General features: G+C 70.5%; 26 protein-coding genes and 1 tRNA gene. 13 read left to right on the top strand and 14 right to left on the bottom strand.

What is annotated here, in order from left to right; genetic code table 11:
- Nucleotides 1–6 precede the first annotated feature (6 nt).
- Genes SPOPO_RS0106530 through SPOPO_RS35535 form a run of 3 tightly spaced genes read right to left on the bottom strand, consistent with a single transcriptional unit; the run spans nt 7 to nt 1,618 of the window.
- Nucleotides 7–495, bottom strand: coding sequence for a hypothetical protein (locus SPOPO_RS0106530; RefSeq protein WP_019873987.1), 489 nt, complete (start codon nt 493–495; stop codon nt 7–9).
- The gene (locus tag SPOPO_RS35540; protein ID WP_245541769.1) at nt 492–1,007 is read right to left on the bottom strand and encodes a tyrosine-type recombinase/integrase; all 516 of its coding nucleotides are present in this window, start codon (nt 1,005–1,007) and stop codon (nt 492–494) included. The genes SPOPO_RS0106530 and SPOPO_RS35540 overlap by 4 nt, the downstream gene beginning before the upstream one ends.
- Entirely contained in the window at nt 908–1,618 is a 711-nt protein-coding gene (locus SPOPO_RS35535) for a tyrosine-type recombinase/integrase (RefSeq protein ID WP_084670910.1), read from the bottom strand. Before SPOPO_RS35535 ends, SPOPO_RS35540 begins: the two co-directional genes overlap by 100 nt.
- 347 nt (nt 1,619–1,965) lie before the next feature.
- On the opposite strand from SPOPO_RS35535, the gene SPOPO_RS35055 reads away from it, so the two are divergent.
- Nucleotides 1,966–2,211 (top strand): helix-turn-helix domain-containing protein, encoded by a 246-nt coding sequence (locus tag SPOPO_RS35055; protein ID WP_211210859.1) that lies wholly within the window; start codon nt 1,966–1,968, stop codon nt 2,209–2,211.
- The gene (locus SPOPO_RS0106515; RefSeq protein WP_019873983.1) at nt 2,211–3,470 is read left to right on the top strand and encodes a tyrosine-type recombinase/integrase; all 1,260 of its coding nucleotides are present in this window, start codon (nt 2,211–2,213) and stop codon (nt 3,468–3,470) included. The genes SPOPO_RS35055 and SPOPO_RS0106515 overlap by 1 nt, the downstream gene beginning before the upstream one ends.
- Before the next feature lie 17 nt (nt 3,471–3,487).
- Here SPOPO_RS0106515 and SPOPO_RS0106510 read toward each other — a convergent pair.
- From SPOPO_RS0106510 to SPOPO_RS28080, 3 genes are all read right to left on the bottom strand, one after another.
- A tRNA-Pro gene (locus SPOPO_RS0106510) sits at nt 3,488–3,561 on the bottom strand.
- A gap of 155 nt (nt 3,562–3,716) precedes the next feature.
- The gene (locus tag SPOPO_RS0106505) at nt 3,717–4,670 is read right to left on the bottom strand and encodes a metallophosphoesterase (protein WP_051098288.1); all 954 of its coding nucleotides are present in this window, start codon (nt 4,668–4,670) and stop codon (nt 3,717–3,719) included.
- Nucleotides 4,671–4,760: 90 nt separating this feature from the next.
- Nucleotides 4,761–7,169, bottom strand: a complete 2,409-nt coding sequence (locus SPOPO_RS28080; protein ID WP_019873981.1) for a transglycosylase domain-containing protein — start codon at nt 7,167–7,169, stop codon at nt 4,761–4,763.
- 388 nt (nt 7,170–7,557) lie between these two features.
- On the opposite strand from SPOPO_RS28080, the gene SPOPO_RS0106495 reads away from it, so the two are divergent.
- The gene (locus tag SPOPO_RS0106495) at nt 7,558–7,863 is read left to right on the top strand and encodes a WhiB family transcriptional regulator (protein ID WP_019873980.1); all 306 of its coding nucleotides are present in this window, start codon (nt 7,558–7,560) and stop codon (nt 7,861–7,863) included.
- A 128-nt stretch (nt 7,864–7,991) separates the two neighbouring features.
- Here the strand turns inward: SPOPO_RS0106495 and bagB are convergent, their stop codons facing one another.
- A complete protein-coding gene (bagB, locus tag SPOPO_RS0106490) occupies nt 7,992–9,146 on the bottom strand; it encodes an ATPase BagB (protein WP_019873979.1) in 1,155 nt (384 codons plus the stop codon).
- Nucleotides 9,143–10,174, bottom strand: a complete 1,032-nt coding sequence (gene bagA, locus SPOPO_RS28075; protein WP_156869621.1) for an ATPase BagA — start codon at nt 10,172–10,174, stop codon at nt 9,143–9,145. Before bagA ends, bagB begins: the two co-directional genes overlap by 4 nt.
- 83 nt (nt 10,175–10,257) lie before the next feature.
- On the opposite strand from bagA, the gene sp36 reads away from it, so the two are divergent.
- The 5 genes from sp36 to SPOPO_RS0106460 all read left to right on the top strand — a co-directional run bounded on the left by sp36 (nt 10,258) and on the right by SPOPO_RS0106460 (nt 14,075).
- A complete protein-coding gene (gene sp36 / locus SPOPO_RS34745) occupies nt 10,258–10,413 on the top strand; it encodes a Sp36 family protein (protein ID WP_019873977.1) in 156 nt (51 codons plus the stop codon).
- The gene (locus SPOPO_RS0106475; RefSeq protein ID WP_019873976.1) at nt 10,410–10,871 is read left to right on the top strand and encodes a RidA family protein; all 462 of its coding nucleotides are present in this window, start codon (nt 10,410–10,412) and stop codon (nt 10,869–10,871) included. The genes sp36 and SPOPO_RS0106475 overlap by 4 nt, the downstream gene beginning before the upstream one ends.
- A gap of 198 nt (nt 10,872–11,069) precedes the next feature.
- Nucleotides 11,070–12,320: a nitric oxide synthase oxygenase gene (locus tag SPOPO_RS0106470; RefSeq protein ID WP_019873975.1), complete on the top strand. Its 1,251-nt coding sequence runs from the start codon at nt 11,070–11,072 to the stop codon at nt 12,318–12,320.
- Nucleotides 12,321–12,343: 23 nt separating this feature from the next.
- On the top strand, nt 12,344–13,225 hold the full coding sequence (locus tag SPOPO_RS0106465; RefSeq protein ID WP_019873974.1) for an NUDIX hydrolase: 882 nt from the start codon (nt 12,344–12,346) through the stop codon (nt 13,223–13,225).
- 4 nt (nt 13,226–13,229) lie between these two features.
- Entirely contained in the window at nt 13,230–14,075 is an 846-nt protein-coding gene (locus tag SPOPO_RS0106460; RefSeq protein WP_019873973.1) for an MBL fold metallo-hydrolase, read from the top strand.
- A gap of 92 nt (nt 14,076–14,167) precedes the next feature.
- Here the strand turns inward: SPOPO_RS0106460 and SPOPO_RS0106455 are convergent, their stop codons facing one another.
- Nucleotides 14,168–14,842, bottom strand: coding sequence for a cyclic nucleotide-binding domain-containing protein (locus tag SPOPO_RS0106455; RefSeq protein WP_019873972.1), 675 nt, complete (start codon nt 14,840–14,842; stop codon nt 14,168–14,170).
- A 103-nt stretch (nt 14,843–14,945) separates the two neighbouring features.
- On the opposite strand from SPOPO_RS0106455, the gene nth reads away from it, so the two are divergent.
- From nth to SPOPO_RS0106430, 4 genes are read left to right on the top strand one after another with little or no spacing between them, the layout of a single operon-like run.
- A complete protein-coding gene (gene nth / locus SPOPO_RS0106450; protein WP_019873971.1) occupies nt 14,946–15,659 on the top strand; it encodes an endonuclease III in 714 nt (237 codons plus the stop codon).
- Nucleotides 15,656–16,258: a TlpA family protein disulfide reductase gene (locus SPOPO_RS0106440; RefSeq protein WP_019873970.1), complete on the top strand. Its 603-nt coding sequence runs from the start codon at nt 15,656–15,658 to the stop codon at nt 16,256–16,258. The genes nth and SPOPO_RS0106440 overlap by 4 nt, the downstream gene beginning before the upstream one ends.
- A gap of 25 nt (nt 16,259–16,283) precedes the next feature.
- Nucleotides 16,284–16,943: an NUDIX hydrolase gene (locus SPOPO_RS0106435; protein ID WP_019873969.1), complete on the top strand. Its 660-nt coding sequence runs from the start codon at nt 16,284–16,286 to the stop codon at nt 16,941–16,943.
- The gene (locus SPOPO_RS0106430; protein WP_019873968.1) at nt 16,940–18,121 is read left to right on the top strand and encodes a MarP family serine protease; all 1,182 of its coding nucleotides are present in this window, start codon (nt 16,940–16,942) and stop codon (nt 18,119–18,121) included. Before SPOPO_RS0106435 ends, SPOPO_RS0106430 begins: the two co-directional genes overlap by 4 nt.
- Nucleotides 18,122–18,167: 46 nt before the next feature.
- On the opposite strand, the gene SPOPO_RS0106425 is transcribed toward SPOPO_RS0106430, so the two are convergent.
- The 3 genes from SPOPO_RS0106425 to nhaA all read right to left on the bottom strand — a co-directional run bounded on the left by SPOPO_RS0106425 (nt 18,168) and on the right by nhaA (nt 20,897).
- Complete coding sequence (locus SPOPO_RS0106425) at nt 18,168–19,088, bottom strand: alpha/beta fold hydrolase (protein ID WP_019873967.1); 921 nt, start codon at nt 19,086–19,088, stop codon at nt 18,168–18,170.
- A complete protein-coding gene (locus SPOPO_RS0106420) occupies nt 19,089–19,538 on the bottom strand; it encodes a phage holin family protein (protein ID WP_019873966.1) in 450 nt (149 codons plus the stop codon).
- A gap of 66 nt (nt 19,539–19,604) precedes the next feature.
- Nucleotides 19,605–20,897: a Na+/H+ antiporter NhaA gene (gene nhaA / locus SPOPO_RS0106415; RefSeq protein ID WP_019873965.1), complete on the bottom strand. Its 1,293-nt coding sequence runs from the start codon at nt 20,895–20,897 to the stop codon at nt 19,605–19,607.
- A gap of 185 nt (nt 20,898–21,082) precedes the next feature.
- Between nhaA and SPOPO_RS0106410 the strand changes: the two genes are divergently transcribed.
- Entirely contained in the window at nt 21,083–21,841 is a 759-nt protein-coding gene (locus SPOPO_RS0106410) for a hypothetical protein (protein WP_019873964.1), read from the top strand.
- Between the two features lie 86 nt (nt 21,842–21,927).
- On the opposite strand, the gene SPOPO_RS0106405 is transcribed toward SPOPO_RS0106410, so the two are convergent.
- Nucleotides 21,928–22,404, bottom strand: coding sequence for a (2Fe-2S)-binding protein (locus SPOPO_RS0106405; RefSeq protein ID WP_019873963.1), 477 nt, complete (start codon nt 22,402–22,404; stop codon nt 21,928–21,930).
- 26 nt (nt 22,405–22,430) lie between these two features.
- The gene (locus SPOPO_RS0106400; RefSeq protein WP_019873962.1) at nt 22,431–24,821 is read right to left on the bottom strand and encodes a molybdopterin cofactor-binding domain-containing protein; all 2,391 of its coding nucleotides are present in this window, start codon (nt 24,819–24,821) and stop codon (nt 22,431–22,433) included.
- Between the last annotated feature and the right edge of the window lie 111 nt (nt 24,822–24,932).

Here is a 24,932-nt window from a genome sequence, read left to right as displayed (position 1 = left end):
CGCGGCTCACGCCAGCGACCGGGGCTGCCGCGCCTTGTACTCCTCCGCCAAGCGCCTGACGTCGGCGTACACGTCCTCGCCGAAGGTGGTCCGGAAGGGCTTGTCGGCTCCCGCGATCACGACCAGAAGCGGCCCGAGGCCGCGGGCTTCGTTGTCCAGCAGGCAGAACAACCGATAGTGGCGGCGCCCGGGGCCGCCGACTCGAATCTCGTGGTAACCGGTCATGACGCCGTGCATGGCTTCCCAATAGCCGCCGCCGGAGAACCGGTGTGGTGGTGAGGCGGCGACCTGAGTGAGGACGGCGGACATGGTGACCCGCACCTTGTCTGGGCACCCGCGCAGGAAGTCGCGGCCCGGTGTGGACATCTCCGGGTCGTCGTCGGCGTGCCGGCGCAGATAAACGACCTGGTACGGCTCGTCACCGGTGCGCCGGGTGATGGCGGTCGGAGCGCGCCGCTTCGGCGTCTTCGGCCGCGGCCGCTTGTCAGGACTCACGACGTGCCCGGCCCGCGACCGCGGGTGCGCCGGAAAGCCGCCAGTGCACGGTCGTCGGCGTCGGGGAGGGTGTGCAGGTACTTCTGCGTCGTCTGGATCTGGCTGTGCCCCATCCGCTCCATCACGGTCTTCAGATCCGCGCCGCCGGCGAGCAACCAAGAAGCGTGCGCATGGCGCAAGTCATGAATGCGCACGTGATGGCCGAGCTGCGCCGTCTCCAGGGCCGGAAGCCACACCCGGGTGCGGAAGGTGTTGCGTGAGACGGGGTTGCCGCCAGCTACCTCGGTCGAGGGGAAGAGCAGATCGTCGCGGCTGAGCCCGAGCTTCTGGGCTCGCGCCGCGAGGACGTCGAGGAGGTCCTGGTCGACCCGGATGGTCCGCGGCTCGTCGTCCTTGGGGTAAGGCTTGACGATCATCCGCTCGCCCGTGGGGGAGAGCTTCTTGGAGACCTCGACGATGGTCTCCTCGACCGTGATGGTGCGGCGCAGGAAGTCGATATGCCGGGGCCGCAAGGCAACCAGCTCGCCCCAGCGCATGCCGGTCTCGATGCGGTGAGGACGAGCGGTTGCCACCGGGTGGGGATGGCGTTCAGCAGGCGGTCAAACTCGTCAGGTGCGAGCATCCGGGTCTTCCGCGCGACGACCTTCGGAAGCTCCGTGTCGGCGCAGGGGTTGAACGCGATCACCCGGTCGCGGACCGCGCGCTTGAAGATGCTGTGCAGCATCACGTGGTACTTCACGACGCTGCGCGCTGACAGACCGTGGGCGACGGCCAGGGTGACCCAGCCCTGCACCGTCGAGGGCAGGATCTTGGCCATCGGTAGGTCCCCGAAGTAGGGCAGGAAGTGCCGATTGAGGTTGGCGCGGTACCCGGCCTTGGTGCTGATCTCGAGATGGCGGCTGGGCCACCAGGTCTCCTCGACGTAGGCCCTGAAGGTGACCTTGCCGGCCGTGCGGTTGAACCACGCGCCGGACTCGACGCTGCTCTCCGCTCGGCGGGCAGCGTGGCGGGCCTCCCGCTCGGAGGTGAAGGTTCCGGCTGACCGGATGCGGCCGGTGGGATCCCGGTAGACGGCGGTGAAGCGGGCACCACCGGCGCGTTCGCGCCTCATCACCCACGGCATGCCGACACCTCCGCTGATCCCCGGTCAGCAGATGGTAAGCAAACGTCAGCAGACTCACGCGGAGGTTGGCGGACGCCGATGGACCCTGGATAGGCCTGTGACCTGCAACAACATGGAAATCTCATGCTCCCCTGTGTGCGCGATCAGGAGCAAGAATGCGGCTCATAACCCAGAGGTCGACCTGCGCTCGATTGGCATGCAAGGGCTCCTAACGCGGCATGCGAGGCCCAGACGCCGCCCGCCCACTGCGGGTTAGCCAGGGGGTCGGCAGGGGGTCGGCAACTGCCGCCGTGCAGCACCGGCGGGTGAGATCCGAGTAGTCCTGCTACCGGATCTTGGAGGCTCTCGTGGCTAACCAGACTGTCACCAATCTCGCCCATGTGCCCCGCCAGGCCGCGGGCCCAGCGTGCGCGGTGTACACCGTGAAGGAAGCGGCGACGATGCTGTCGCTCTCGCTCGGGATCACCTACGCGTTGGTCCGGGGCGGGTCCATCCCTGCGATCCGGATGGGCGGGCGATGGCTCATCCCGCGTCGCGCCTTCCACGCGTGGCTCGACTCGGTCGGGGAGGTCAACGACCCGGGTCTGCGCTGATGGCCTTCATCAAGCGGACGCCGGGTGGGAAGTACAAGGCCCACTGGCGCACGGCGGGCGGCACCCAGACCAGCAAGACGTTCGAGACCCGGCGCGAGGCCACCGCCTTCCTGGCAGAAACCCAGGCCGCGTTGAATCGCGGCACGTACGTCTCCCCGAGCGCCGGCCGCCAGCGGTTCTCCGTGTACGCGGAGCGGTGGATGGCGTCCCGCAGCGACGAGATCACGACGAAGGCGCGGGATGCGTCGATCATGCGGACGCACGTGCTCCCCCGGTGGGGGTCCACTCCGCTGAACAAGATCGACCACTCCTCGATGCAGACGTGGATCAGCGAGTTGAACACCCGGCTCTCCCCGGCGACGGTGCGCGAGTGCTCGCGGATCGCGTGCGCGGTCATCCGCCTGGCCGTCCGCGACCGCGTCATCGGACTGAATCCGTGCGACGACCTCCGCCTTCCGCGACGGCGCCGCACCGACAACGACGAGGTCGTCATCGCCCCCGACGTCCTCGTTCGCGTTCTGCTCCCGCAAATGCCCAACCGCTACCGCGCTCTCGTCGCGGTCGCGGGCGGGACCGGCCTGCGGTGGGGCGAAGTGGTCGGGCTGCGCTGGGACGCCGTTGACCTCGACCACGGGAGGGTCCGGGTGATCCGGACCGCCGTCGAGGTCGCCGGTACCGTCACCGCCAAGGCCTACCCGAAGTCCCGCGCCGGGCGGCGGGAGGTTCCCCTCCCACCCTTCGCGGTCGACGCGCTGATCGAGCACCGGAGCCGCTACCCGGCGGGCCCGGCCGGAGAGGTGTTCACCAACAGCGCGGGCGGCCCGGTTCGCCGCACCCTGTTCCGGACCCGCGTCTGGCGCCCGGCCCTGGTGCGGGCCGGGCTGCTCGGCGGCCTGGCCCAGCTCGCCGACGGCACCTGGCTGGGCACCTGGTCCGAGCCCTCGGGTGACGAGCAGTCCGTGATCCGGCGAACCCGTCACCAGGCGGTCATCGCCATCGCCCGCTCGAACGCCCGCGGGCTGCGCTTTCACGAGCTGAGACACTCCTACGCCACCTGGCTGGTGTCCTCCGGCGTGCCGATCAACGACGTCGCCGGCATGCTCGGGCACGAGCAGATGTCGACGACGCTGGACCGCTACACCCACTCCATGGCGGACCGAGAGAACCGGATCCGCGCGACGTTCGCTTCCTTTTCGCTTCCTACCGCGCTTCCGGCGACCCCGGAAACGACTCAGGGCCCCTCCGAAAAGGGGCCCTGACCTGGGATTTCTCGCTGTCGGGGTGGCGGGATTTGAACCCACGACCTCTTCGTCCCGAACGAAGCGCGCTACCAAGCTGCGCTACACCCCGAATTCGTGCCAGGCGAGTGTATCTGGCCCGGACCGGTGCTCCGAACCGGGATTCCCCCACCCCGTGACAGGGTTGAAACGGGAGGGGCATCGGGCGGCCGCTGCGGCGCCCCACCCGTTGCAACTCTGTCGCTCACTGGGGGAGCGGGGGACCGCTCAGGCGTCGCGGGCGACCAGGGTGAGCAGGGTGGCCTCGGGGCGGCAGCAGAACCGGATCGGGAAGAACGGGGAGGTCCCGAGCCCGGCGGAGACGTGGAGCCAGGGGGCGGAGGGGTCGCGCCACGACGGGTACCGGGACAGCCCCCGGGCGCGGGAGCGGTCGAGGTCGCAGTTGGTCACCAGAGCCCCGAAGCCGGGGACCCGGAGCTGGCCGCCGTGGGTGTGGCCGGCGATCAGGAGCTGGTGCCCGTCGGCGGTCATCGCGTCCAGCACCCGCCGGTACGGGGCGTGGACGATGCCGACCGAGAGGTCCACCGCCGGGTCCGCGGGACCCGCGACGACGTTGTACCGGTCCCGGTTCACGTGCGGGTCGTCGACGCCGACGACGTCGAGCACCCGTCCGTCCAGCTTCAGCCGGGTCCGGGCGTTGCCCAGGTACTCCCACCCGGCACCACCCAGCGCGTCGCGGAGCTCGGTGTGCGGCAGGTCGATCCGACGCGGCATCGGCTTCGACCGGCGCTCCCACAGGTACCGGGCCGGATTCTTCAGCCGCGGCGAGTAGTAGTCGTTCGAGCCGAACACGAACAGCCCCGGCCGCTCGAGCAGCGGCCCGAGCGCATCGAGCACGTGCGGCACCGAGTCCGGGTGCGCCAGGTTGTCGCCGGTGTCGATCACCAGGTCCGGCTCCAGCGCGGCCAGCGAGCGCACCCACGCCTTCTTGCGGGCCTGGTCCGGGGTCAGGTGGAGGTCGGAGACCTGCAGGACCCGCAGCGGGCGCTGCCCGGCCGGGAGCACGGGCACCGCCACCCGCCGCAGCGTGAAGGCCCGCACCTCGTAGCCGGCGCCGTAGGCCAGGCACGCGGTGCCCAGCGCGGCCGTTCCGGCGACCACGGCGGCGATCGGATGGCGCGAGGCGGCGGCGAGAGCGCCGGAGGGGAACACGCCTTCCATGGTGCGGCACGCAACGACGAAGGCGCCACCCGGGCCGGGTGACGCCTTCGTGCGGTGCTCAGTCTCGCCGGGCGAACCAGCTCAGCCAGGTCAGTTCTGCTGCCGGTTCGGGTTCGCCGGCTGGTCGCTCTGCTGGTTGTTCTGGCGGTTGTTGTTCTGGTTGTTGTTCCGGTTGTTGTTCTGGTTCTGGTTCTGGTTGTTGTTCGGCTTCGCGGCCGGGATCGGGTCGCCGGCCTTCGGGGTGTTCAGCTCGCCCGCCTTGTAGGTCATGCGACCCGGGCCGACCTCGCCGGCGCCCTTGGTCCCGCGCAGCCACTTGTTGGACGGCGGGTGGAAGTTGAGCTTCGGCAGACCCTTGTGGGCCGGGATCATCATGTCCCGCCAGATCGGGCCGGGGACGCGGCTGCCGGAGACGGCGGAGCGGTAGAACCCACCGATGCTGATGTCGTCCATCGTGAAGCCGTAGTCGTCGGGGTTGCCGACCCACACGGCCGTCGACATCTGCATCGTCATGCCCGCGTACCAGACGGCGATCTGGTTGTTGGTCGTCCCGGTCTTGCCGCCCGCGGCGCGGTCGGAGTTCGGGTCGCCCGCGATGCACTCCACCGGGTTCTTCAGCAGACACGGGTTGTTGTCCGACAGACGCATCCGGAAGCCGTAGCCGCCCTTCTCCATGACGGAGCGGAGCAGGTCGGCGACGACGTCGGCGACCTCGGGCTTGATCGTCTGCTGGCAGTTCGCCGACGGGACCGGCAGCGCCTTGCCGTCACGGCCGGCGATGGACTCGATCGCGATCGGGTCGCAGCGCTTGCCGCGGGCCGCGAACGTCGCGTACGAGTTCGCGAGCGTCAGCGGCGAGATCTCGTTGATGCCCAGCGTGTAGGGCAGGAACTCGAACTGCGGCTGGCCGTCGGCGCGGTGGATGCCCGCCGCCTCCGCCATCTTCACGACGTCGCAGAGGCCGACCCGCACCTCGAGCGACGCGTAGTACGTGTTGACCGAGCGGCGCAGCGCCTCGCGCTGGGTGATCTTGCCGAAGATGCCGTTCGTGTCCTCGTCGGTGAAGTTCTTCGGGCTCCAGCCGTCGGCCGGGACGCGCTTGCCGTCGCACCGCATCTGGTGCGGGAAGCCGCCCTTGCGGAACGGAGAGTCGATCTTGTACTCGGTGCCGTAGCCCTCGGCGATCGCGGCCGCGGACGTGAACACCTTGTGCGTCGACCCGTTCTGGAACCCGCGCGAGCCGCCGTACTTGTAGTCGGTGGCGTAGTTGATGACCGTCTTGCCCTTGCCGGTGCCGTACTCCCGGCTGTTGGTCATCGCGAGGATCTTGCCGGTGCCCGGCTCGACCGTCGCCAGCGACGCCGCGACCTTGTCGGTCGGGTTCGTGTGGAACTTCATCGACTCGTCGGCGGCCTTCTGCGCCTGCATGTTGAGCGTCGTACGGATCGTCAGACCACCACGGGACAGGACGTCCGAACGGTCGCGCTCCGTCTCGCCGAAGATCGGGTCGTTGAGGATGACCTTGGTGATGTAGTCGCAGAAGAACGGCACCGGGGAACGGGTGCAGCCGTTGAAGGTCGGCGACACGCGCAGCCCGAGGTCCTCGGCCTTCGCCTTGGACATCTGGTCGGTGGTGATGTAGCCGACGTCGCGCATACGTGTCAGGACGACGTCCCGACGGGTCTGCGCAGCCTCGGGGTACTGGGTCGCGTCGTAGCGACCCGGGCTCTGCACCGCGCCGGCCAGCATGGCGGCCTCGGTGAGCGTCAGGTTGTTCGAGCTCTTGGAGAAGTAGCGACGCGCGGCCGCCTCGATGCCGTAGGCACCCGATCCGAAGTAGGAGATGTTGAGGTAGTTCTCCAGGATCTGGTCCTTGGTCATGCGCTTCTCGATCTCCAGGGCGTACTTCAGCTCCTGGACCTTGCGCTTGATCGTGGGGGCGCGCGCCGCGGCGATCTTGTCCGGGTCGCCGTCGGAGAGCTGGATCAGCAGGTTCTTGACGTACTGCTGCGTCAGCGTCGAACCACCCTGCCGGCCACCCTCGCCGCCCTGGTTGTTCACGAGCGCGCGCAGCGTGCCCTTGGGGTCGACGCCACCGTGCTCGTAGAAGCGCGAGTCCTCGATCGCGAGGATCGCCTTGATCATGATCGGCGCGACCTTCGCCAGCGGGACGGCCACGCGGTTCTCGTCGTAGAACGTCGCGATGCGCGTGCCGTCCGCGGCGAGGACGACCGACGCCTGCGCCGGCGGCCGCGTCTCGATGTCGGACGGCAGCTCCTGGAAGTCCTCGGCGAGTTTCTTCGCCGCGACGGCGCCGGTCCCGACCAGCGGCAGCAGCATGCCGGCGACCATCGCGCCGGCGAGCACGCATGCCCCGAGGAAGCCGGCGATGTACGCCGACTTGGCTTCTTCCTTCGGCGCACCCCAGGTGCCGAGAGCCGGTGTGATGACGACCGGCGTGTCGGCCTTGTTCTTGCGCCGCCCCCACGGAAACTTCATGCGCGTAAGCGTACGGCGAAGAAGATCCGGATCCAGCTACTTCATGTAACCGTTAGCTGTGACTACTCGGGCCGACTACGCGAATCCGTCACGGCTCCCCCATGGCTCCGTCTACCGCGCTTGAGAAAGCAATGACATTCGCGCGGGGCGAATCGGACATATCGCCCGAGTCGGACCTTTCCTCCGCGTAAATCCGCGGGAACCAGGGGTGGGTGACCCGCGTCCAAGGCTGCACGAACGACTCGTGCCCACTGGCCCTTCCGGACTATGCGACGTTGGTCCGAACGGGGTCTGTTGGATACGGACCGTAATCTGAGACGGTCACGTTCGGCCCAACGCGACTGGGGCCCGTCCGGTCGTGATCGCCAGGGGGAAGGACGTGCGGAACATGTGGGACAACGAGTGGGCCCAGCGGGCCCGGTGCAAGCAGTCCGCTCCGGACGAGCTGTTTGTGCAGGGTGCGGCGCAGAATCGCGCCAAGGCCGTGTGCATGGGCTGCCCGGTTCGGACCGAGTGCCTGGCCGACGCTCTCGACAACCGTGTCGAGTTCGGCGTCTGGGGGGGTATGACGGAGCGTGAGCGTCGGGCGCTGCTGCGCCGCCGGCCGAACGTGACCTCGTGGCGTGGTCTCCTGGAGGCCGCCCGCGACGAGGCGCTCTCCGGTCACCCGGTCAAGCTGCCCGAGGCGATCTGACGCAGGCCCGGCGACTCTTCGGGGTCGCCAGAGATTTATCCGAAAGCGCACATCTGCCCGGCAATTCCCGCCGAGAAAAGCCGGCAGATGTGCGCTTTCGGCGTTTAACCGAGCGATAAAGGCACCAGTTACCCGGCGGCGGACAAATCGCTCCCGATCGACCGCAACGCATCGAGGTCGTGCACGTCGCCGGGCAGCGCCTGAACCGTGCCGACCGCGACGCCCGGGTGGGCCCCGGTGAACCGGGCCGTCAGCCGCTGCTCCCGGGCGATCACATTCATCCGATCGGCGTGCAGGCGCAGCAGCCCGGCGGCGATCCGGCCGGGGTCGTCGGCGCCGTCGGCCCCGTCGCCGCCGTTCAGGTCCTCCGCCGCCGCAAGACAACGGGACGCGGTCAGCGACCCGGCCGCGGAACGGTGGACGCGGTTCAGGACGAGACCGGCGAGCGGCATGCGCTCCTCCGACAGGCGCTCGACGAAGTACGACGCCTCGCGGAGCGCGTCCGGCTCCGGGGCCGCGACGACGAGGAACCGCGTCTCGGGGTTCTTCAGCAGCTTGTAGGTCGCGTCCGCGCGCTCGCGGAACCCGCCGAACATCGTGTCGAGCGCGGTGATGAACGCCGAGACGTCCTTGAGCAGCTGCGCGCCGAGCACCTTGGTGATGACGTTCGTGACGATGTTGAATCCGGCCGTGACGACCTTGAACATCCCGCGGCCGCCGGCCTTGGCGGGCGCGGCGAGGATCCGGATCACCCGGCCGTCGAGGAAGCTGCCCAGCCGCTTCGGGGCGTCGAGGAAGTCCAGCGCCGACCGGCTCGGCGGGGTGTCGACGACGATCAGATCCCAGGCGGGGTTGCGCCGCAGCTGCCCGAGCTTCTCCATCGCCATGTACTCCTGCGTCCCGGCCATCGACGAGGAGAGCGACTGGTAGAAGGGGTTGTCGAGGATCTGCTGGGCGCGCTCGGCATCCGAGTGGTCGAGGACGATCTCGTCGAACGTCCGCTTCATGTCGAGCATCATCGCTTCGAGCGATCCGCCCGCCGAGGTGTCGATCCCTTCCACCACGCGCGGGGTGTTGTCGAGCTCGGTCAGACCCATGGACTGCGCGAGGCGCCGGGCCGGGTCGATCGTCAGGACGACGACGTCGCGGCCGCGCTCGGCCGCCCGGACCGCGAGCGACGCGGCCGTCGTCGTTTTGCCGACGCCGCCGGATCCGCAGCAGACGAGGATGCGGACGTCGCGGTCGTCGAGCAGGGCGTCGATGTCGAGCACCGGCGCGGTCATGCGGTCCTCCCGGCCGTGGGCTCGTCCGCCCGGCGCACGCCCTGCGCGCGCAGGAGCGCTGCCAGGTCGTACAGGGCGGACAGGTCGATGCCCTCGACGAGCGAGGGCAGTTCGAGCACGGGGTGCCCGGTGGCGACGAGGTCGGCGCGCTCGGTGGTCTCGAGCGCGACGCGCTCCGCGTGCTCCGCGGCCTCGGCCAGCAGCGCGTCCAGCAGCGGGTCCTCGGCGGCCACGCCGACCTTGCGCAGCGCGGCTCCGATCGAGGCGCGGTCGAGCGTGCCGGCGCGGGCGGCCTCCAGCGCGGCCGGCGGCAGCGCGGGCGAGCGGACCATGTTCACCAGCACCGACCCGACCGGCAGGCCGATGGCCTTGATCTCGGTGATGCCGTCGAGGGTCTCCTGGACCGGCATCTCCTCCAGCACCGTCACGAAGTGGACGGCGGTCCGCGGCGAGCGCAGCAGCCGCATGATCGACTCGGCCTGGTTGTGCACCGGCCCGCCCTTGGCCAGCCCGGCGACCTCGGTGTTGATGTTGAGGAACTTGCCGATCCGGCCCGTCGGGGGCGCGTCCATGACGACGGCGTCGTACTCCTGGCGCCCGCCGCGCCGCGGGCCGACCGCCTCATAGGCCTTGCCGGTGAGCAGGACGTCCCGCAGGCCCGGCGCGATCGTCGTCACGAAGTCGACGAAGCCCAGCCGCCGCAGGCCCCGCCCGGCGCGGCCGAGCTTGTAGAACATCTCGAGGTACTCAAGAAGCGCCTCTTCGGGATCGATCGGCAGCGCGTAGACCTCGCCGCCGTTCGGCGCGACCGCGATCCGGGTCTCCGCGTACGGCAGGGGCGGGGTGTCGAAGAGCTGGGCGATCCCGCCGCGGCCCTCGACCTCGACCAGCAGGGTCCGGCCGCCCTCGGCGGCCAGGGCCATGGCGAGCGCGGCGGCGACGGTGGTCTTCCCCGTGCCGCCCTTGCCGGTCACGACATGGAGTTCCACTCCCGCCCACGGCGAGGGTGCAGCGGACGCCTTGGGCACCCCAAAAGCGTAGACAACGCCCGTGGGCCCGCACCGCCACCTGGCAGGTCGGCCCCATCACACCCCAGCTCTAGGCTGCTGCCATGCAGACCTGGGAGTACATGACCGCGCCGCTGCTCATCCACGCGACGAAGCAGATTCTCGACAACTTCGGGGCCGAGGGCTGGGAGCTGGTCCAGGTCGTCCCGGGCCCGAACGCCGAGCAGCTCGTCGCGTACTTCAAGCGGCCGAAATCGTGAGCGCCCGCCTGGAGAAGCTGCGCGAGCTCGGGCTCCACCTCCCCGAGGTCGCGAAGCCGCTGGCCGCGTACGTCCCGGCCGTGCGGACGGGCAACCTCGTCTACGTCTCCGGCCAGCTCCCGATCGCGGATGGCAAGCTGCTGATGACCGGCAAGGTCGGCGCGGACGTCAGCGTCGAGCAGGCCCACGGGCTCGCCCAGCGGGCGGCGCTCAACGCCATTGCCGCGGCCGCCGCCGAGGCCGGCGGGATCGACCGGATCAGCCGCATCGTCAAGGTGACGGGGTTCGTCGCCTGCGTCCCGGAGTTCACGGAGCACCCGAAGGTGGTCAACGGGGCCAGCGAGCTGTTCGGCCAGGTCTTCGGCGACGCCGGGGCTCACGCCCGGGCTGCCGTCGGCGTGCCCTCGCTGCCCCTGAATGCCCCGGTCGAGATCGAGATCGTGGCCGAAATCGGGTGATGTCCGGCTCTTCCCGGTAGCTCTCCGCCGAACGGTGGATGCGTCGGGTGACCCTTCCGAGGGGCGGAACCACCCCCCGGCGGGTGGCGTCATACCTGGGCACTGAAGACACCCAGGGCGCCGGCGACGGCGTTGCTGCATGCCCGATTGGCCAGGTTTCGCCCTATGTCGCTGACTGCGGATCAGGACCGTCGCGGGATGCCGCGGATCTCCCGGATGTTCCGCAACCCGGTGATCCCCGAGCAGGAGACGCCGGCCGGCGCGCGCAGCGTCGAGGACGACTTCGCGGGCGTCGACGTCCACGAGGCGCACGACTTCTTCCGGCGGTACTACGCGGAGAACCCGGACGCCCCGGGCTCGCTGCACCGGCGGATGGTCGAGGTCGCGGACGAACTGAACCGCTACGGCACCTACGCGCACACCGAGGACGAGCTCGCGTTCGGGGCGCGCGTGGCCTGGCGCAACAGCAGTCGCTGCATCGGCCGCCTCTACTGGAAGAGCCTCGTCGTCCGGGACCGGCGCGACGTGACCGATCCCTACGAGGTCTTCTCCGAGTGCGTGGAGCACCTGCGCAGTGCAACGGGCGGCGGCAAGATCCGACCGACGATCACGATCTTCGCCCCGCCCGCCCCGGGCCGGCGCGGCGTCCGGATCCGCAACGACCAGATGATCCGGTACGCCGGCTACCGCGCCGTCGACGGCTCGGTCATCGGCGATCCGGCCCAGGTCGAGTTCACCCGCGCCGTCGAGCGGTTCGGCTGGCTCGGTGAGGGCAGCGCGTTCGACATCCTGCCGCTGGTGATCGACGGTCCGACCGGCCCGCCGCACGTCTTCGAGATCCCGCGCGACGCGATCCTCGAGGTGCCGATCGAACACCCGCAACACGCGTGGTTCGCCGAGCTCGGGCTGCGCTGGCACGCCGTCCCCGCGATCTCGAACATGGATCTGCGCATCGGCGGGATCACCTACACCGCCGCGCCGTTCAACGGCTGGTACCTCGGCACCGAGATCGGGTCACGGAACTTCGGCGACGCCTTCCGGTACGACCTGCTGCCGGGCATCGCCCGCCGTCTCGGCCTCGACACCTCGACCGAGCGGACGCTGTGGAAGGACCGCGCGCTGCTCGAGCTCAACGTCGCGGTGCTGCACAGCTTCACGATGGCCGACGTGACGATCACCGATCACCACACCGAGTCCGAGCGCTTCCTGATGCACCTCGAGCGCGAGGAGAAGGCCGGCCGCCCGGTGCCCGGTGACTGGTCCTGGCTCGTGCCGCCGATGTCGGGCTCCGCGACCGGCGTCTTCCACCGGTACTACGACACGACCGAGCAGACCCCGGCCTTCGTGCCCCGGGGCGCGGGTTGCCCCGTCGCCCGGCAGACCGAGGCCCGACGCCTCGCCGCCGAGCAGGGCGTCTGCCCGATCACCGGCCACGGCCCGGCGGCTTGATCGTCCCCACGTAACATCTCGGGATGACCGTCGTGCCGCCCGAGTTCCGCGCTCTCCTCGGGACCCGGAAGCTGCCGACGAAGCGGGTCACCCAGGTCGAGGACCTGTGGGAGGGCCGGACCGAGATGGTCCCCGCCCGCGACGCCGCGACCGTCGTCCTCCTGCGGGACACCGCCGCCGGCCCCGAGGTCTACGTGCTGCGCCGACAGGCGACGATGGCGTTCGCGTCCGGGCACTACGTGTTCCCCGGCGGCTCGGTGGACGAGCGGGACACCTCCATCGACGTCGAGTGGATCGGTCCCGACCCGAGCTACTGGGGCAAGCTGTTCGCCGCGCCGGAGCCGCTCGCGCGTGCGCTGGTCTGTGCCGCCATCCGTGAGACCTTCGAGGAGTCCGGCGTCCTGCTCGCCGGCCCGGACGCCGAGACCGTCGTCGCCGACACGTCGGGCCCGGACTGGGAGACCGACCGGGTCGCGCTGATCAACCGCGAACTCTCGTTCTCGAACTTCCTCGCCCGCCGGGGGCTGGTCGTGCGGGCGGACCTTGTCGTGCCGTGGGCGCACTGGGTGACGCCGGTGTTCGAGCCGCGCCGGTTCGACACCCGCTTCTTCGTCGCCGCGCTGCCGGCCGGGCAGGTGACGCGCGAGTTTCACGAGGAGGCCGACCAGGTCGAGTGGGTCCGCCCGGCCGTCGCGATCCAACGCTGGCAGGACGGCGACATGTCGATCATGCCGCCGACGCTGATCAGCCTCGCCGAGATCGGCCGCTACGCCACCGTCGCCGAAGCGATGGCCGCGGCCGCCGACCGCGAGATCGCGCCGTTGCTGCCCCATGTCACGATGCGGGGCGACGAGCTGTTCATGGCCCTGCCCGGCGACGCCGACTACGTCTCCCCGTTGGACTGACCCCGTGACCGACCCGTTCGCGACTCCCTGGACCGGCGGCGTGCTCTCGCCCCGGGCCCGCTGCGTACTCGCGCCGAACCCGGGCCCGATGACGCTCGAGGGCACCAACACCTGGGTGCTCGCCGAACCGGGGTCGAGCCGCAGCGTCGTCGTCGACCCCGGGCCGGCCGACGAGGAGCACCTCGCCGCGGTGCTCGAGGCCGCGACCGCGGGTGGGCGCTCGGTTGCTGTCGTCCTCGCGACGCACCGTCACCACGACCACGTCGAGGGCGCGGCCAGGTTCGCCCGGATGGCCGAAGCCCCGGTCCGCGCCGCCGATCCCGACGTCCGCCTCGGCGACGGCGTCACCTCACTCGCCGAGGGTGACGAGATCACCGTCGACGGGCTGGAGATCCGGGTGCTCCACACCCCCGGGCACACCTCGGACTGCATGACGTTCCTGCTCCCGGCCGAGCGGGCCCTCCTCACCGGTGACATGGTCCTCGGCCGCGGCCCGACGGTCGTCATCCCGCCCGACGGCGTCCTACGTGACTACTTCGCCTCGCTGGAGCGCTTCGCCGCCCTCGCCGGGGATGCCGTCGACACCGTCTACCCCGGCCACGGCCCCGTTCTCCCCGACGCCGCCGCCGCGATCGACTACTACCTGACGCACCGTCGGCAACGGCTCGAGCAGGTCCGTGCCGCCGTCGACGCCGGGGACGTGACCCCGCGTCAGGTCGTCGAGCGCGTGTACGCCGACGTCGACCGGAGCCTCTGGCCCGCCGCCGAGTGGTCGGTCAAGGCCCAGTTGATCCACCTCGGCGTCCCGGTCCCCGACCCCGACGCCGTCCCCCCGAACCCGTACACCTGACCAGCCGGTCGCCGGACCGCCTGCGGACGGGACCGCTCGTGAGTCGATAAGGGGTGTCACCCCTTGTCGACGACGGTGCGGCCGCGGAGGATCTAGCGGGCGCGGCGGGAAAGGCGCTCGAGGTCGAGGAGGACGACGGCGCGGGCCTCGAGGCGGATCCAGCCGCGGCCGGCGAAGTCGGCGAGGGCCTTGTTCACGGTCTCGCGGGAGGCGCCGACGAGCTGGGCCAGTTCCTCCTGGGTGAGGTCGTGGCCGACGTGGACGCCGTCGTCGGACTGGACGCCGAAGCGGCTCGACAGGTCGAGCAGGGCCTTGGCGACGCGGCCGGGGACGTCGGAGAAGACCAGGTCGCCGATGACCTCGTTCGTGCGGCGGAGCCGCGACGAGATCTGCTTGAGCAGCGACAGCGCGACCTCAGGACGGCCCGAGACCCAGGTGGTGAGCTCGGTGTGCCCGAGCGCGAAGATCTGCGTGTCGGTGACCGCGGTGGCGGTGGCCGTCCGGGGACCCGGGTCGAACAGCGACAGCTCGCCGAACATCTCACCCGGCCCGAGGATCGCCAGCAGGTTCTCGCGGCCGTCGCTCGACGTGCGGCCCAGCTTCACCTTGCCGTCGGCAACCACGTACAGCTTGTCGCCGGCGTCCCCTTCGCGGAACAGCACCTGGCCGCGACCGAGGTTGATCTCCGCCATCGAACGACGCAGTGCCCCGGCGGCCTCGTCGTCGAGGGCCGAGAACAGCGGCGCCTTACGAATCATGTCGTCCACGGCACGCCTCCTCTTCCTCCCGCAGCGTAGTGCCCAACGGGGTTGTTCTCGCAGGTGGGCGGCTCCGTGATCCGGTGTCAGTATCCCGAACTACTCTGACGAGGTGCCGCGAAAGTTCGCCGGCGAGTCGCCCCTCGCCCTCACCCGCCGTGCCCGGCGGATCTCGCGCGTGCTCGCCGAGACCTACCCGGACGCGCACTGCGAGCTCGACTTCACCACTCCGCTCGAACTTCTCGTGGCCACGATCCTGTCCGCTCAAACCACCGACGTCCGGGTCAACCTCGTGACGCCGGTGCTGTTCGCCAAGTACCGGACCGCCGCGGACTACGCCGCCGCCGACCGCGCGGAGCTGGAGTCGATCGTCGCCTCGACCGGGTTCTTCCGCGCGAAGACGAATTCGGTCATGGGCATGGCCCAGGCCCTGTGCGACCGCTTCGGCGGCGAGGTGCCCAACCGGCTCGAGGACCTGGTGACCCTGCCCGGCGTCGGCCGCAAGACCGCCAACGTCGTCCTCGGCAACGCGTTCGGGGTCCCCGGCATCACGGTCGACACCCATTTCGGCCGGCTCTCGCGCCGCTTCGGGTTCACGACCGAGGACGACCCGGTCAAGGTCGAGCACGCCGTGGGGGCGCTGATTCCGAAGAAGGACTGGACCGACTTCTCCCAGCGGATGATCTGGCACGGCCGCCGGATCTGCCACGCCAAGAAGCCGGCCTGCGGGGCCTGCCCGGCCGCGGCCCTGTGCCCCGCCTACGGCGAGGGCGAGACCGACCCGGAGAAGGCGGCCAAGCTCGTCCGGACCTCGGGCCCCCGATGAGGCGCGCGCTCGCGGCGGCCCTGTCGGCGCCGCTGCTGCTCGCCGCGTGCGGCGGCGACGGCGGAACGGCCGCGAGCGGCCCCGGTGGCGCCCGGGGGGCCGATGCCCCCGTCCTGACCTGCCAGGGCCTCGACAGCCCCCTCCCAGGTGCTGCTCAGCCCTCGCCGCGACCGTCGGGGAACACGACCGCGCTGCCGAACCTGACGCTCGACTGCCTCGGCGGTGGCGACCCGGTCGGACTGCGGACGCTGCGAGGGCCGATGGTGATCAACGTGTGGGCGAGCTGGTGCAAGCCGTGCCTCGCCGAGCTGCCGTACCTCACCGAGGCGCACGCCGAGCTGGGGGAGCGGGTCCGCTTCCTCGGGGTCGCGGTCCAGGACGCGGACACCCCGTCCCGGGAGTGGCTCTCGTACCACGGGGTGCCGTGGCCGTCGCTGGCCGACCGTAAAGGATCGGTCCGCGGTCCGCTGCGGATTCCCGGCCCGCCGGTCACCCTCTTCGTCAACTCCGCGGGGAGAATTGCCGCGGTCCACTATGGTGCGTTCACGAGCGCACGCGCCGTCCGGGACGCGGTCGCGGAGCACCTCCAGGTCTCCTGAGGGAGCGGGGTCCGAGGGGACGTGGGTGAACAGGGTCGAGCTGCCGCAGTGGTTGGCTCCCCTCGTCGACCTCGCCGGGACGATCCAACCTGCTGACTTCGGTCCCCTCGTGCCGGCGCAGCCGATGTCCGGCGCCCGGGCCTCGGCCGTGCTCCTGCTGTTCTGGGAGGACACGTCCCAGGGCACTCCCGGCACTCCCGGGGACATCTGCATCCTGCTGATCCAGCGCGCGCCCGACCTGCGCAACCACGCCGGCCAGCCGGCCTTCCCGGGCGGGGCGGTCGACCCCACCGACGCCGACGTCTCGGAGGCCGCGGTCCGCGAGGCCGTGGAGGAGACGGGCCTGGACCCGACCGGGGTCGAGGTGTTCGCGACCCTGCCCGAGGTCTCGGTGCCGGTCAGCGGCTTCACGGTGACGCCCGTCCTGGCCTGGTGGCGCGAGCCGAGTCCGGTGCGCCCGGCCGACCTCGCCGAGGTCGCCTCGGTCCACCTGGTCCGCATCGCGGACCTCGTCGACCCGGCCAACCGTCTCACCGTGCGGCACGTCTCGGGGCGGATGTCGCCCGCCTTCGACGTCGACGGCATCCGGGTCTGGGGGTTCACCGCCTTCGTGCTCGACCGGGTCCTGCACCTGGCCGGCTGGGAGCGGCCGTGGGACCGGGGCCGGATCGAGGAGATGTCGTGAGCGTGATCGACGTCGTTCTCCTCGTTGCCTGCGTCTCCTTCGCGGCGGCGGGATACCGGCAGGGCTTCATCATCGGTCTGACGGCGTTCGTCGGATTCCTCGCCGGCGGCATCCTCGGGGTCTTCCTGGCCCCCGAGATCGTGCAGGTCCTCGACGACGAACTCGGGCAGGCGATCTTCGCCGTCGGCATCGTGCTGACGATGGCGACGGTGGGTCAGTTGATCGGGGCCGCCGCGGGTGCGTACCTCCGCGGGCTGGTGACGTGGCATCCCGCCCACGCGATCGACGCCGGCGCCGGGGCGGTGCTCGGCGTCGTCTCGCTGCTCGTCGTGTCCTGGTTCGTCGGGTCCGCGCTCGCGAGCGCGCCGGTGTCGGACCTGTCGCAGAAGGTGCGCGAGTCCGAGGTCCTCGCGTTCGTCGACGACTACATGCCCGACAGCGCCGACCGGCTCTACGCCTCGCTGGCGCGGGTGCTCGACAAGAACGGCATCACGCAGGTCTTCGGGCCGTTCGACAACGAGAAGATCATCCCGGTCGAGGAGCCGGACTCCGGCCCGCTCGCCGCCCCCGCGATCCGCGCGGTCAAGCGCAGCATCGTCAAGGTCGAGGGCGCCGCCCAGTCCTGTCGCAAGGCGCTCGAGGGCACCGGCTTCGTCTACGCCCGCGAGCGGGTCATGACGAACGCCCACGTGGTCGCCGGCGTCGACGAGCCCACCGTGTCCGTCGGCGGCACCGAGACGCGTCTGCAGGGCCGCGTCGTGCTCTTCGACGAGGACCGTGACGTCGCGATCATCTACGTCCCCGGCCTGAACGCCCCGGCGCTGTCCTTCGACACCTCCGGCAAGCGCCGGGACTCGGCCGTCGTGGCCGGCTTCCCGCTCAACGGCCCGTACCACCTGGAGAAGGCCCGCATCCGCGAGGAGATCAACGCCCGCGGCCCGGACATCTACAACGCCGGCGTCGTCGAGCGGAACGTGTTCTCGATCTTCGCCCGCATCGAGCCCGGCAACTCCGGCGGTCCGCTGCTCTCCCCGGAGGGCAAGGTCTACGGCCTGATCTTCGCCAAGAGCGTCCAGGACTCGCAGACCGGCTACGCCCTCACCGCCGCCGAGGTCGCCGAGGACGCCCGCAAGGGCATTGCCACGACCGCCAAGGTCTCCACCAAGGAATGCGTCTAGACAGTCGGGGGGCTCCGCCCCCCGACAACCCCCCGAGAACGTCCCGTCAGGAGCTCTCGAGCCAGTGCAGTAACAGCCTGGTGACGGTCTCGGGAGATTCCTCGTGCGGGAAGTGCCCGACCTCGGGGACGACCGACCAGGAGTACGGCGCGGCGACGTAGCGGCCGGACCCCGCGGCGGTGCTGGGGCGGACCACCGGATCCCGTGCGCCGTGCAGGTGCAGGACCGCACGGGGGATCGGCGTCCGCATGCGCCGGGCGTACCGGAGGCCGTCCGGCCGGGCCAGGGAGCGGAACGCCCATCGGTGGTACTCCAGCGCGCAGTGCGCGACCGGCTTGACCCGGATCGCCCGGCGGTAGATCCGCTCGGTCTCGGCGTCGGGCCAGGCGGGCGCGGCGCCCCAGGCGTGGAGCAGCTCCCCGACCGCGGCCGCGTCGTCGGCGATGAGCTTCCGCTCCGGGATCCAGGGCCGCTGGTAGCCGAGCAGGTACGACGACGCCGTCAGTTGCCGCCGGTCGAGGACGGCCGCGCGCATCCGCCGGGGGTGCGGGGCCGAGACGGCTGCGAGGCGCGTGACGACCTTGGGCTGGAAGACCGCGCTCGTCCACGCGAGCAGCCCGCCCCAGCCGTGGCCCACGATCGTGGCCTCGGCCTCCCCGAGGGACTGCACGACGCCCGCGACGTCGCCGGTCAGCGTCATCGGGTCGTACCCGCGGGGTGTCTTGTCGCTGCCGCCGTAGCCGCGCAGGTCCATCGCGACGGCGCGGTAGCCGGCCTCCGCGAGCGCGACGAGCTGGTGCCGCCACGTCCACCAGAACGTGGGGAAACCGTGGAGCAGGAGGACGAGCGGTCCCTCGCCGATGTCAACGACGTGGAACCGGGCTCCGTTCGCAGCGATCTGACGGTGCGTCCACGGGCCCTCCAGGGCCCAGGCGACGTCGGCCGGACTGCTGCCGTCGCTGCGCACTCACGCGTCCGCGGGCTGTTTCTTGCCCCGGCTCTTCAGCGTCGCGACGGTGTCCTTGATCGTCCGCTGCGTCCGCTCGGGCGGGCCCATCTTCTTCAGCGACTTCAGACCGATCCCGGCCAGGATCCCCGCGAGGAGCAGGTACGCGCCGGCGACGATCAGGTAACAGGCCCACAGGGGGAGCGAGGTCTGGTCCAGGCCGTAGACGGCGCCGAACGAAAGGAAGATGAACCCGAAGAAGCCGAACAGGCCCGCCCCGCCGAACATGCCGCCGCCGAGGGCCGCCTTCTTCGCCTCGGCCGCGAGCTCGGCCTTGGCCAGCTCGATCTCACTGCGGACCAGGATCGACGCGTTCTGGCTCGCCGCCGCGACGAGCTCGCCGAGCGACGGCTCCCGCAGCGACCCGTCGCCCGTGGGCGCCGCGGCGGAGCCGTTGCGGATCTCGGCCATGGGGTCCTCCCGAATGCTGGTTCGCCCTACGAGGCGCCACGGTCGCGCTACCGGGCAGCGCGGTGGTCACACAGTCTGCCCGGTTTGTCCGTCGGCACGCTCCCCGCCCCGCCGCCGGACGTGCCGCTCCCGGAACCGCAGCTGCACGACCGCGATCGCGGCGGCCACCAGGGAGGCGGCCAGCACCGCGACCTTGACCGCCGCCGACCGGGTCGGGTCCTCCCCGTAGGCCAGGTCGCCGATCAGCAGGGAGACCGTGAAGCCGATGCCCGCCAGCGTCGCCACGGCCGCCACGTCGCTCCAGGCCAGGTCGGGGCTGAGCTGGGCCCGCGTCCAGCGCGCCGCCGCCCACGTCCCGCCCAGGACGCCGAGAAACTTGCCGACGACCAGCCCGACGGCCACGCCGGCCGCCACCGGGTCCTCGGCCGCCGCCCGCAGGTCCCCGCCCGAGACGGCGACCCCCGCCGCGGCGAAGGCGAAGATCGGCAGCACCAGGCCGGCCGAGATCGGCCCCAGCCGGTGCTCCAACCGCTGCGCGGGCGAGGAGGCCTCGCCCTCGTCCGGCCGGACCCGCGTGAGCAGCCCGAGGGCCACGCCGGCCACCGTCGCGTGTACGCCGCTGTCGTGAACCAGCCACCACACGCCCAGCGCCAGCGGGACGTAGACCCACCAGGCCCGGACCCGACGGCGCTGCAGGACGGCGTAGGCCGCCAGGGCCGCGATCGCGCCGGCGAGGGATCCGAGCTCGATCTGCTCGGTGTAGAAGATCGCGATGATCGTGATCGCCCCGAGGTCGTCGACGACCGCGAGCGTCAGCAGGAACGCCCGCAGGGCGGTCGGGAGCGACGACCCGGCCACCGCGAGCACCGTGAGCGCGAACGCGATGTCCGTCGCGGTCGGGATCGCCCAGCCCTCGCCCGCCCCGGGCTCCCCGAGGCTGACCACCACGTACAGCAACGCCGGTACGGCCATCCCGCACCCGGCGGCGACCACCGGCAGCAGGGCCGTCGCCGGCGTCCGCAGCTCGCCGACCACGAGTTCGCGCTTGAGCTCCAGGCCGGCCACGAAGAAGAACAGCGCGAGCAGGCCGTCCGACGCCCAGTGGGCCACGGTCAGGTCCAGCCCGATCGAGCTGGGCCCGACGTGGCTGTGGAGCAGCTCGGCGTAGGCGTCGGACCAGGGCGAATTCGCCCAGACCAGGGCGACCACGGCCCCGGCCAGGAGCAGGAACCCACCCACGGTCTCGTCGCGCAGGACGTGCGCCAGGTAGCGGGCCTCGCGGGTCGGCAGGCGGCCGAACAGGACGCGGGACGCAGCGGGGCGGGGCGCGGGCGGCGGCCCGGGCGGGGTGAGAGACAAGGAGACTCCGGGGTCGGGAACACGATCGCCGACCAGACTTCCCGGCACTCCTGATCGATCAGTCTAGGCGTGGCCTCACAATCGTGCTCGACGACCCGATCGGTACGGCCGAGTACCGCCCCGCGTCACCCACCCCACCAGCGCACCGGTTCTTCGTCCACCGGTCCGGAACAAGGAGCACCACCATGGCCCGACCCCGCCGCCGCACGGCCGCCTTCCGGGCGGTCGTGGCCGCGTCGTGCGCGGTCCTCGTCCTGAGCGCCTGCGCGAACGACGACGACGACAACGAGGCGGTCAGCACGCCCGCCGCGACCGCCTCCGCGAGCGCCACTCCCGAGCCCACGCCGTCGGCGTCGGAGGCCGACGTCGAGGCGCTGACCACCCTGACCGTCGAGATCCTCACCACCGACGACCTGAAGCGGAAGTGCGAGGAGCTCGCCACCTCCGGGTTCGTGCTCGCCGTCTTCGGCGGCCAGGAGAGCTGTCAGGAGGAGGACGACGACTCCGACGACGACAACGACCCGACCGGCGCCGAGCTGAGCGACGTCGTCGTCACCGGCGACTCCGCCTCCGCCGTCGTGGCGATCAAGGGCGGCAGCACCGACGGCGCCGAGGGCGCGTGGCGGTTCACCAAGGACGCGACCGGCTGGCGTCTGTCCGAGTGGAGCATCGACTACCTGCGTTCGGTCCTCGCCACCGGGTTCGGGACGAACTACCAGGAGGGCGAGGGCGGCCCGATCGACGACCCCGACGTCCGCAGCTGCTTCGTCGCCAAGCTCCAGTCCCTCGACGACCAGAACTTCCGCACGACGATGTACACCCTCATCGCCGGCCGCGACGACGCCGACCAGTACATCGGCGAGACGCTGATCGCCTGCGGTTACGAGGAGGACGGCGGTTCGTCGGGCAGCGGCAGCGAGACCGCCAGCCCCTCTGGGACCTGACGGGCCGTTAACGGTCACGGCCCCCCGCCCGGCTGAGCCGGACGGGGGGCCGCGCGTGCACCCCCGAGTGGTGCGCGACTAGCTCGTTACATCTTGCTCGCGGCGTACTTCACAGCCTCGCGGATGCGGGGGTAGGTGCCGCAGCGGCAGACGTTGCGCAGCGTGTCGAGGTCGGCCTCGGAGATCTTGCGGCCGGACTTCTTCACACGGTTGATCAGCGCAGTCGCGGCCATGATCTGGCCGGGCTGGCAGTAACCGCACTGGGCGACGTCGTACTTGATCCAGGCTTCCTGGACCGGGTGCAGGCTGCCCTTGGCCGTCTTGGCGAGGCCCTCAATCGTGGTGATCCGGTCGGAGGACTTGATGTCCGAGACCGGAACGGAGCACGGGTTGAAGTGCTTGCCGTTCAGGTGGGAGGTGCAGGCCTGGCACACACGGATACCACAGCCGTACTTCGGGCCGGTCACACCAAGGACGTCACGCAAAACCCACAGCATGCGGACGTTGTTCTCGATGTCAACGCTGACCTTCTTACCGTTCAGGACGAACGAGTGCTTAGGCACGGATCTCTCCTTTCTTCGTAGTCAGGTCAGCGCGCGAACCGACGGCCATTGACGGGCGACTGCGGGATCGGCGGAACCTTGGGCTTGACCACGAACCCGAGGGGGTCGTTGAAGTTGACCGGGTTGATGGTCGGGAGCGTGCCCTTGGCGCGGCCCCACGCGATGGAGGCAGCCGCCTGGCCGGCGGCCACACCGGTCTCGCCGGCGCCACCACCGATCTCACGGTTGTCCGGCATCAGGTGGCACTCGAAGACGTAGGGAACGTTCCACTGCCGGGTGTACCGGTAGTTGTCCCACGACGCCTCGAGCGGCAGGCCGTCCTCGATGTGGCAGCTGGCGGTCAGCGCCTGCGCGATGCCGTCCATGCAGCCACCCATCATGTTGGCCTGGAAGTTGCGCGGGTTGATCACGCGGCCCGCGTCAACGGCCATGATCGCCTTGGTGATACGCGGACCGGTGTAGGCCTCCCGGATCTTCCGGTTGACCATGGCCGGCCGAGCGTCGATCTCCATGAAGCAGGCGACCTTGCACTGGTACTCACTGTGCAGCGCGATGGCCTGGGCAGTGCCCTCCGGCATCGTGCGGCCCCAGTTACCGGCCTCGGCGGCCTTGTCGAGCACCGCACGCCAGCCGTCGTCCTTGGCGAACGCACGACGGAACTCGTAGTCGTCCATGCCAAAGGCGTCAGCCACCTTCGAGACGTGGATCTCGCGGGCGCAGCCGGTGTCCGGCGAGTACACGTTGCGGACCGCGGAGGTCGGCAGCGTGTCGTACGCGAAGATCTCGTTCAGGTAGACGGCCGTGCTGCCGAAGTTGTACGGCACGCTCGTCACGAGCTGGTAGAAGGCCACGGCTATCGAGAGGTTGCCGATCTCCTTGTTGCCGGAGAAGCCAAGACGCGGGTCCTGGGCGGTCGCCGAACCGGAGATGATCTCGCCGAGACCGTGGGTCCAGTCGCAGGCGCTGGAAGCGCTGCTCATGGTGAAGCTGGTGATGCTGTTGCCGTTCTTGGTCATGCGAACCCGGTTGACCATCATCGGGTGCATGCGGCCGTGGCGAGCGTCGTCCGAGCGGTGGTACATGAGCCGGACCGGCTTGCCGAACAGCTTGCTGGCCTCGACGGCCTCGTAGGAGGCGTCCGAGAACAGGTGCCGACCGAAGGAGCCACCCGCGGTGGTGCAGTGCACGACCACGTTGTCCTCGGGGATGTTCAGCATCAGCGCGATGCGCTGGAGGGTGACGATCGGCATGTTGTGAGCGGCCCACACCTCAGCGGTGTCGCCACGCACGTCGGCCACGGCGCAGTTCGTCTCCAGGGGAGAACCGCTGCGGTAGTGGTAGACGTAGTCCTCTTCGATGACCTCGTCCGAGGGGAGGGCCGGGGCGATCGGAAGGAGGACCGAGGCCACCTTGGCGGTGAGCGACTCGTTGTTCTCGTTGTCGATGGTGCCGGCGCCCCACGTGACCTTCAGGGCGCGGATGGCGTCGATGCACTGACCGAACGTGCGCGCACGGACGGCCACACCGCGGGAGATCGCGCCGACGTCGGTGACACCCGGCATCGCCTTGACCTGCTCGAGGTTCTCGATCGACTGCACGGTGCCGTTCAGTGTCGGCGGACGGCAGACCATCGTCGGCATCGCGTTCGGGACCTTGAGGTCCATCGCGAACTGCTTCTTGCCCTGCACGATGTCGAGAGCGTCGACGCGGCCGATGCTCTGACCCATGTACTTGCCGGGCTTGCTCTTGAGCTTGACGTCGAGCGGCTTGGTGACGCGCGACGCGGCGAGCTCGGAGAGGGAGCCGTAGGTGGCCATCTGACCGTCGGGGCCGAACACGGCGCCGTCACGGGTCTTGACCGAGGACACCGGAACGCCCCACTTCTCGGCCGCGGCGGTGGCGAGAGCGGTACGGGCGGTGGCGGCCATGGTCTTCATGGGCATCCACAGCGAGAAGTGCGACGTCGAACCACCGGTCAGCATGTTGAAGACCAGCTCGGGACGGGCGTCCTCGAGGGTGCACACGACGTTCTCGATCGGCATGTCCATCTCGTCGGCAATGACCTGCGCGAACGAGGTGGTGATGCCCTGGCCGGCTTCCTGGCGCGGAATCGCGAAGTGCGCCTTGCCGTCAGGCGTGACGTCGATCTTCAGGTGGTGGTTCGTCGGAAGGCACGAATCCCGGTACGCGTCCAGGAAGTCGTAGTTGTCCGAGAGGGTCGGGTTGCTCGGAATGGGCGATGCACCGGCTGCGTGGGCGGTGCTGGGGGCGGCGGTCTCCCAGGCGACATCAGCGGTGACGGCCAGCGTGGTGCCGGCCAGGACGTATCCGACGAACTGACGACGGGTGGTACCCCTCGGCGTCTCGACGGGTGACTCAGCGATGGCCGCGGAGTCGGGGCTGGGTGTTGGTGACATGAACCGTTCCCTTCACGCCGGCTCGGGGGAGACCGGCATCAGGCTCGTCGCGGTGTACGGGGAGGTTCGCTCCGCCGGGCGACGAGGTGGATAGGAGCGTGCAGCCCTCCG

The organism is Sporichthya polymorpha DSM 43042 (assembly GCF_000384115.1).
GTDB lineage: Bacteria > Actinomycetota > Actinomycetes > Sporichthyales > Sporichthyaceae > Sporichthya > Sporichthya polymorpha.
Note: the sequence above shows the minus strand (reverse complement) of the source record. Positions and strands in the feature narration are given on the sequence as shown.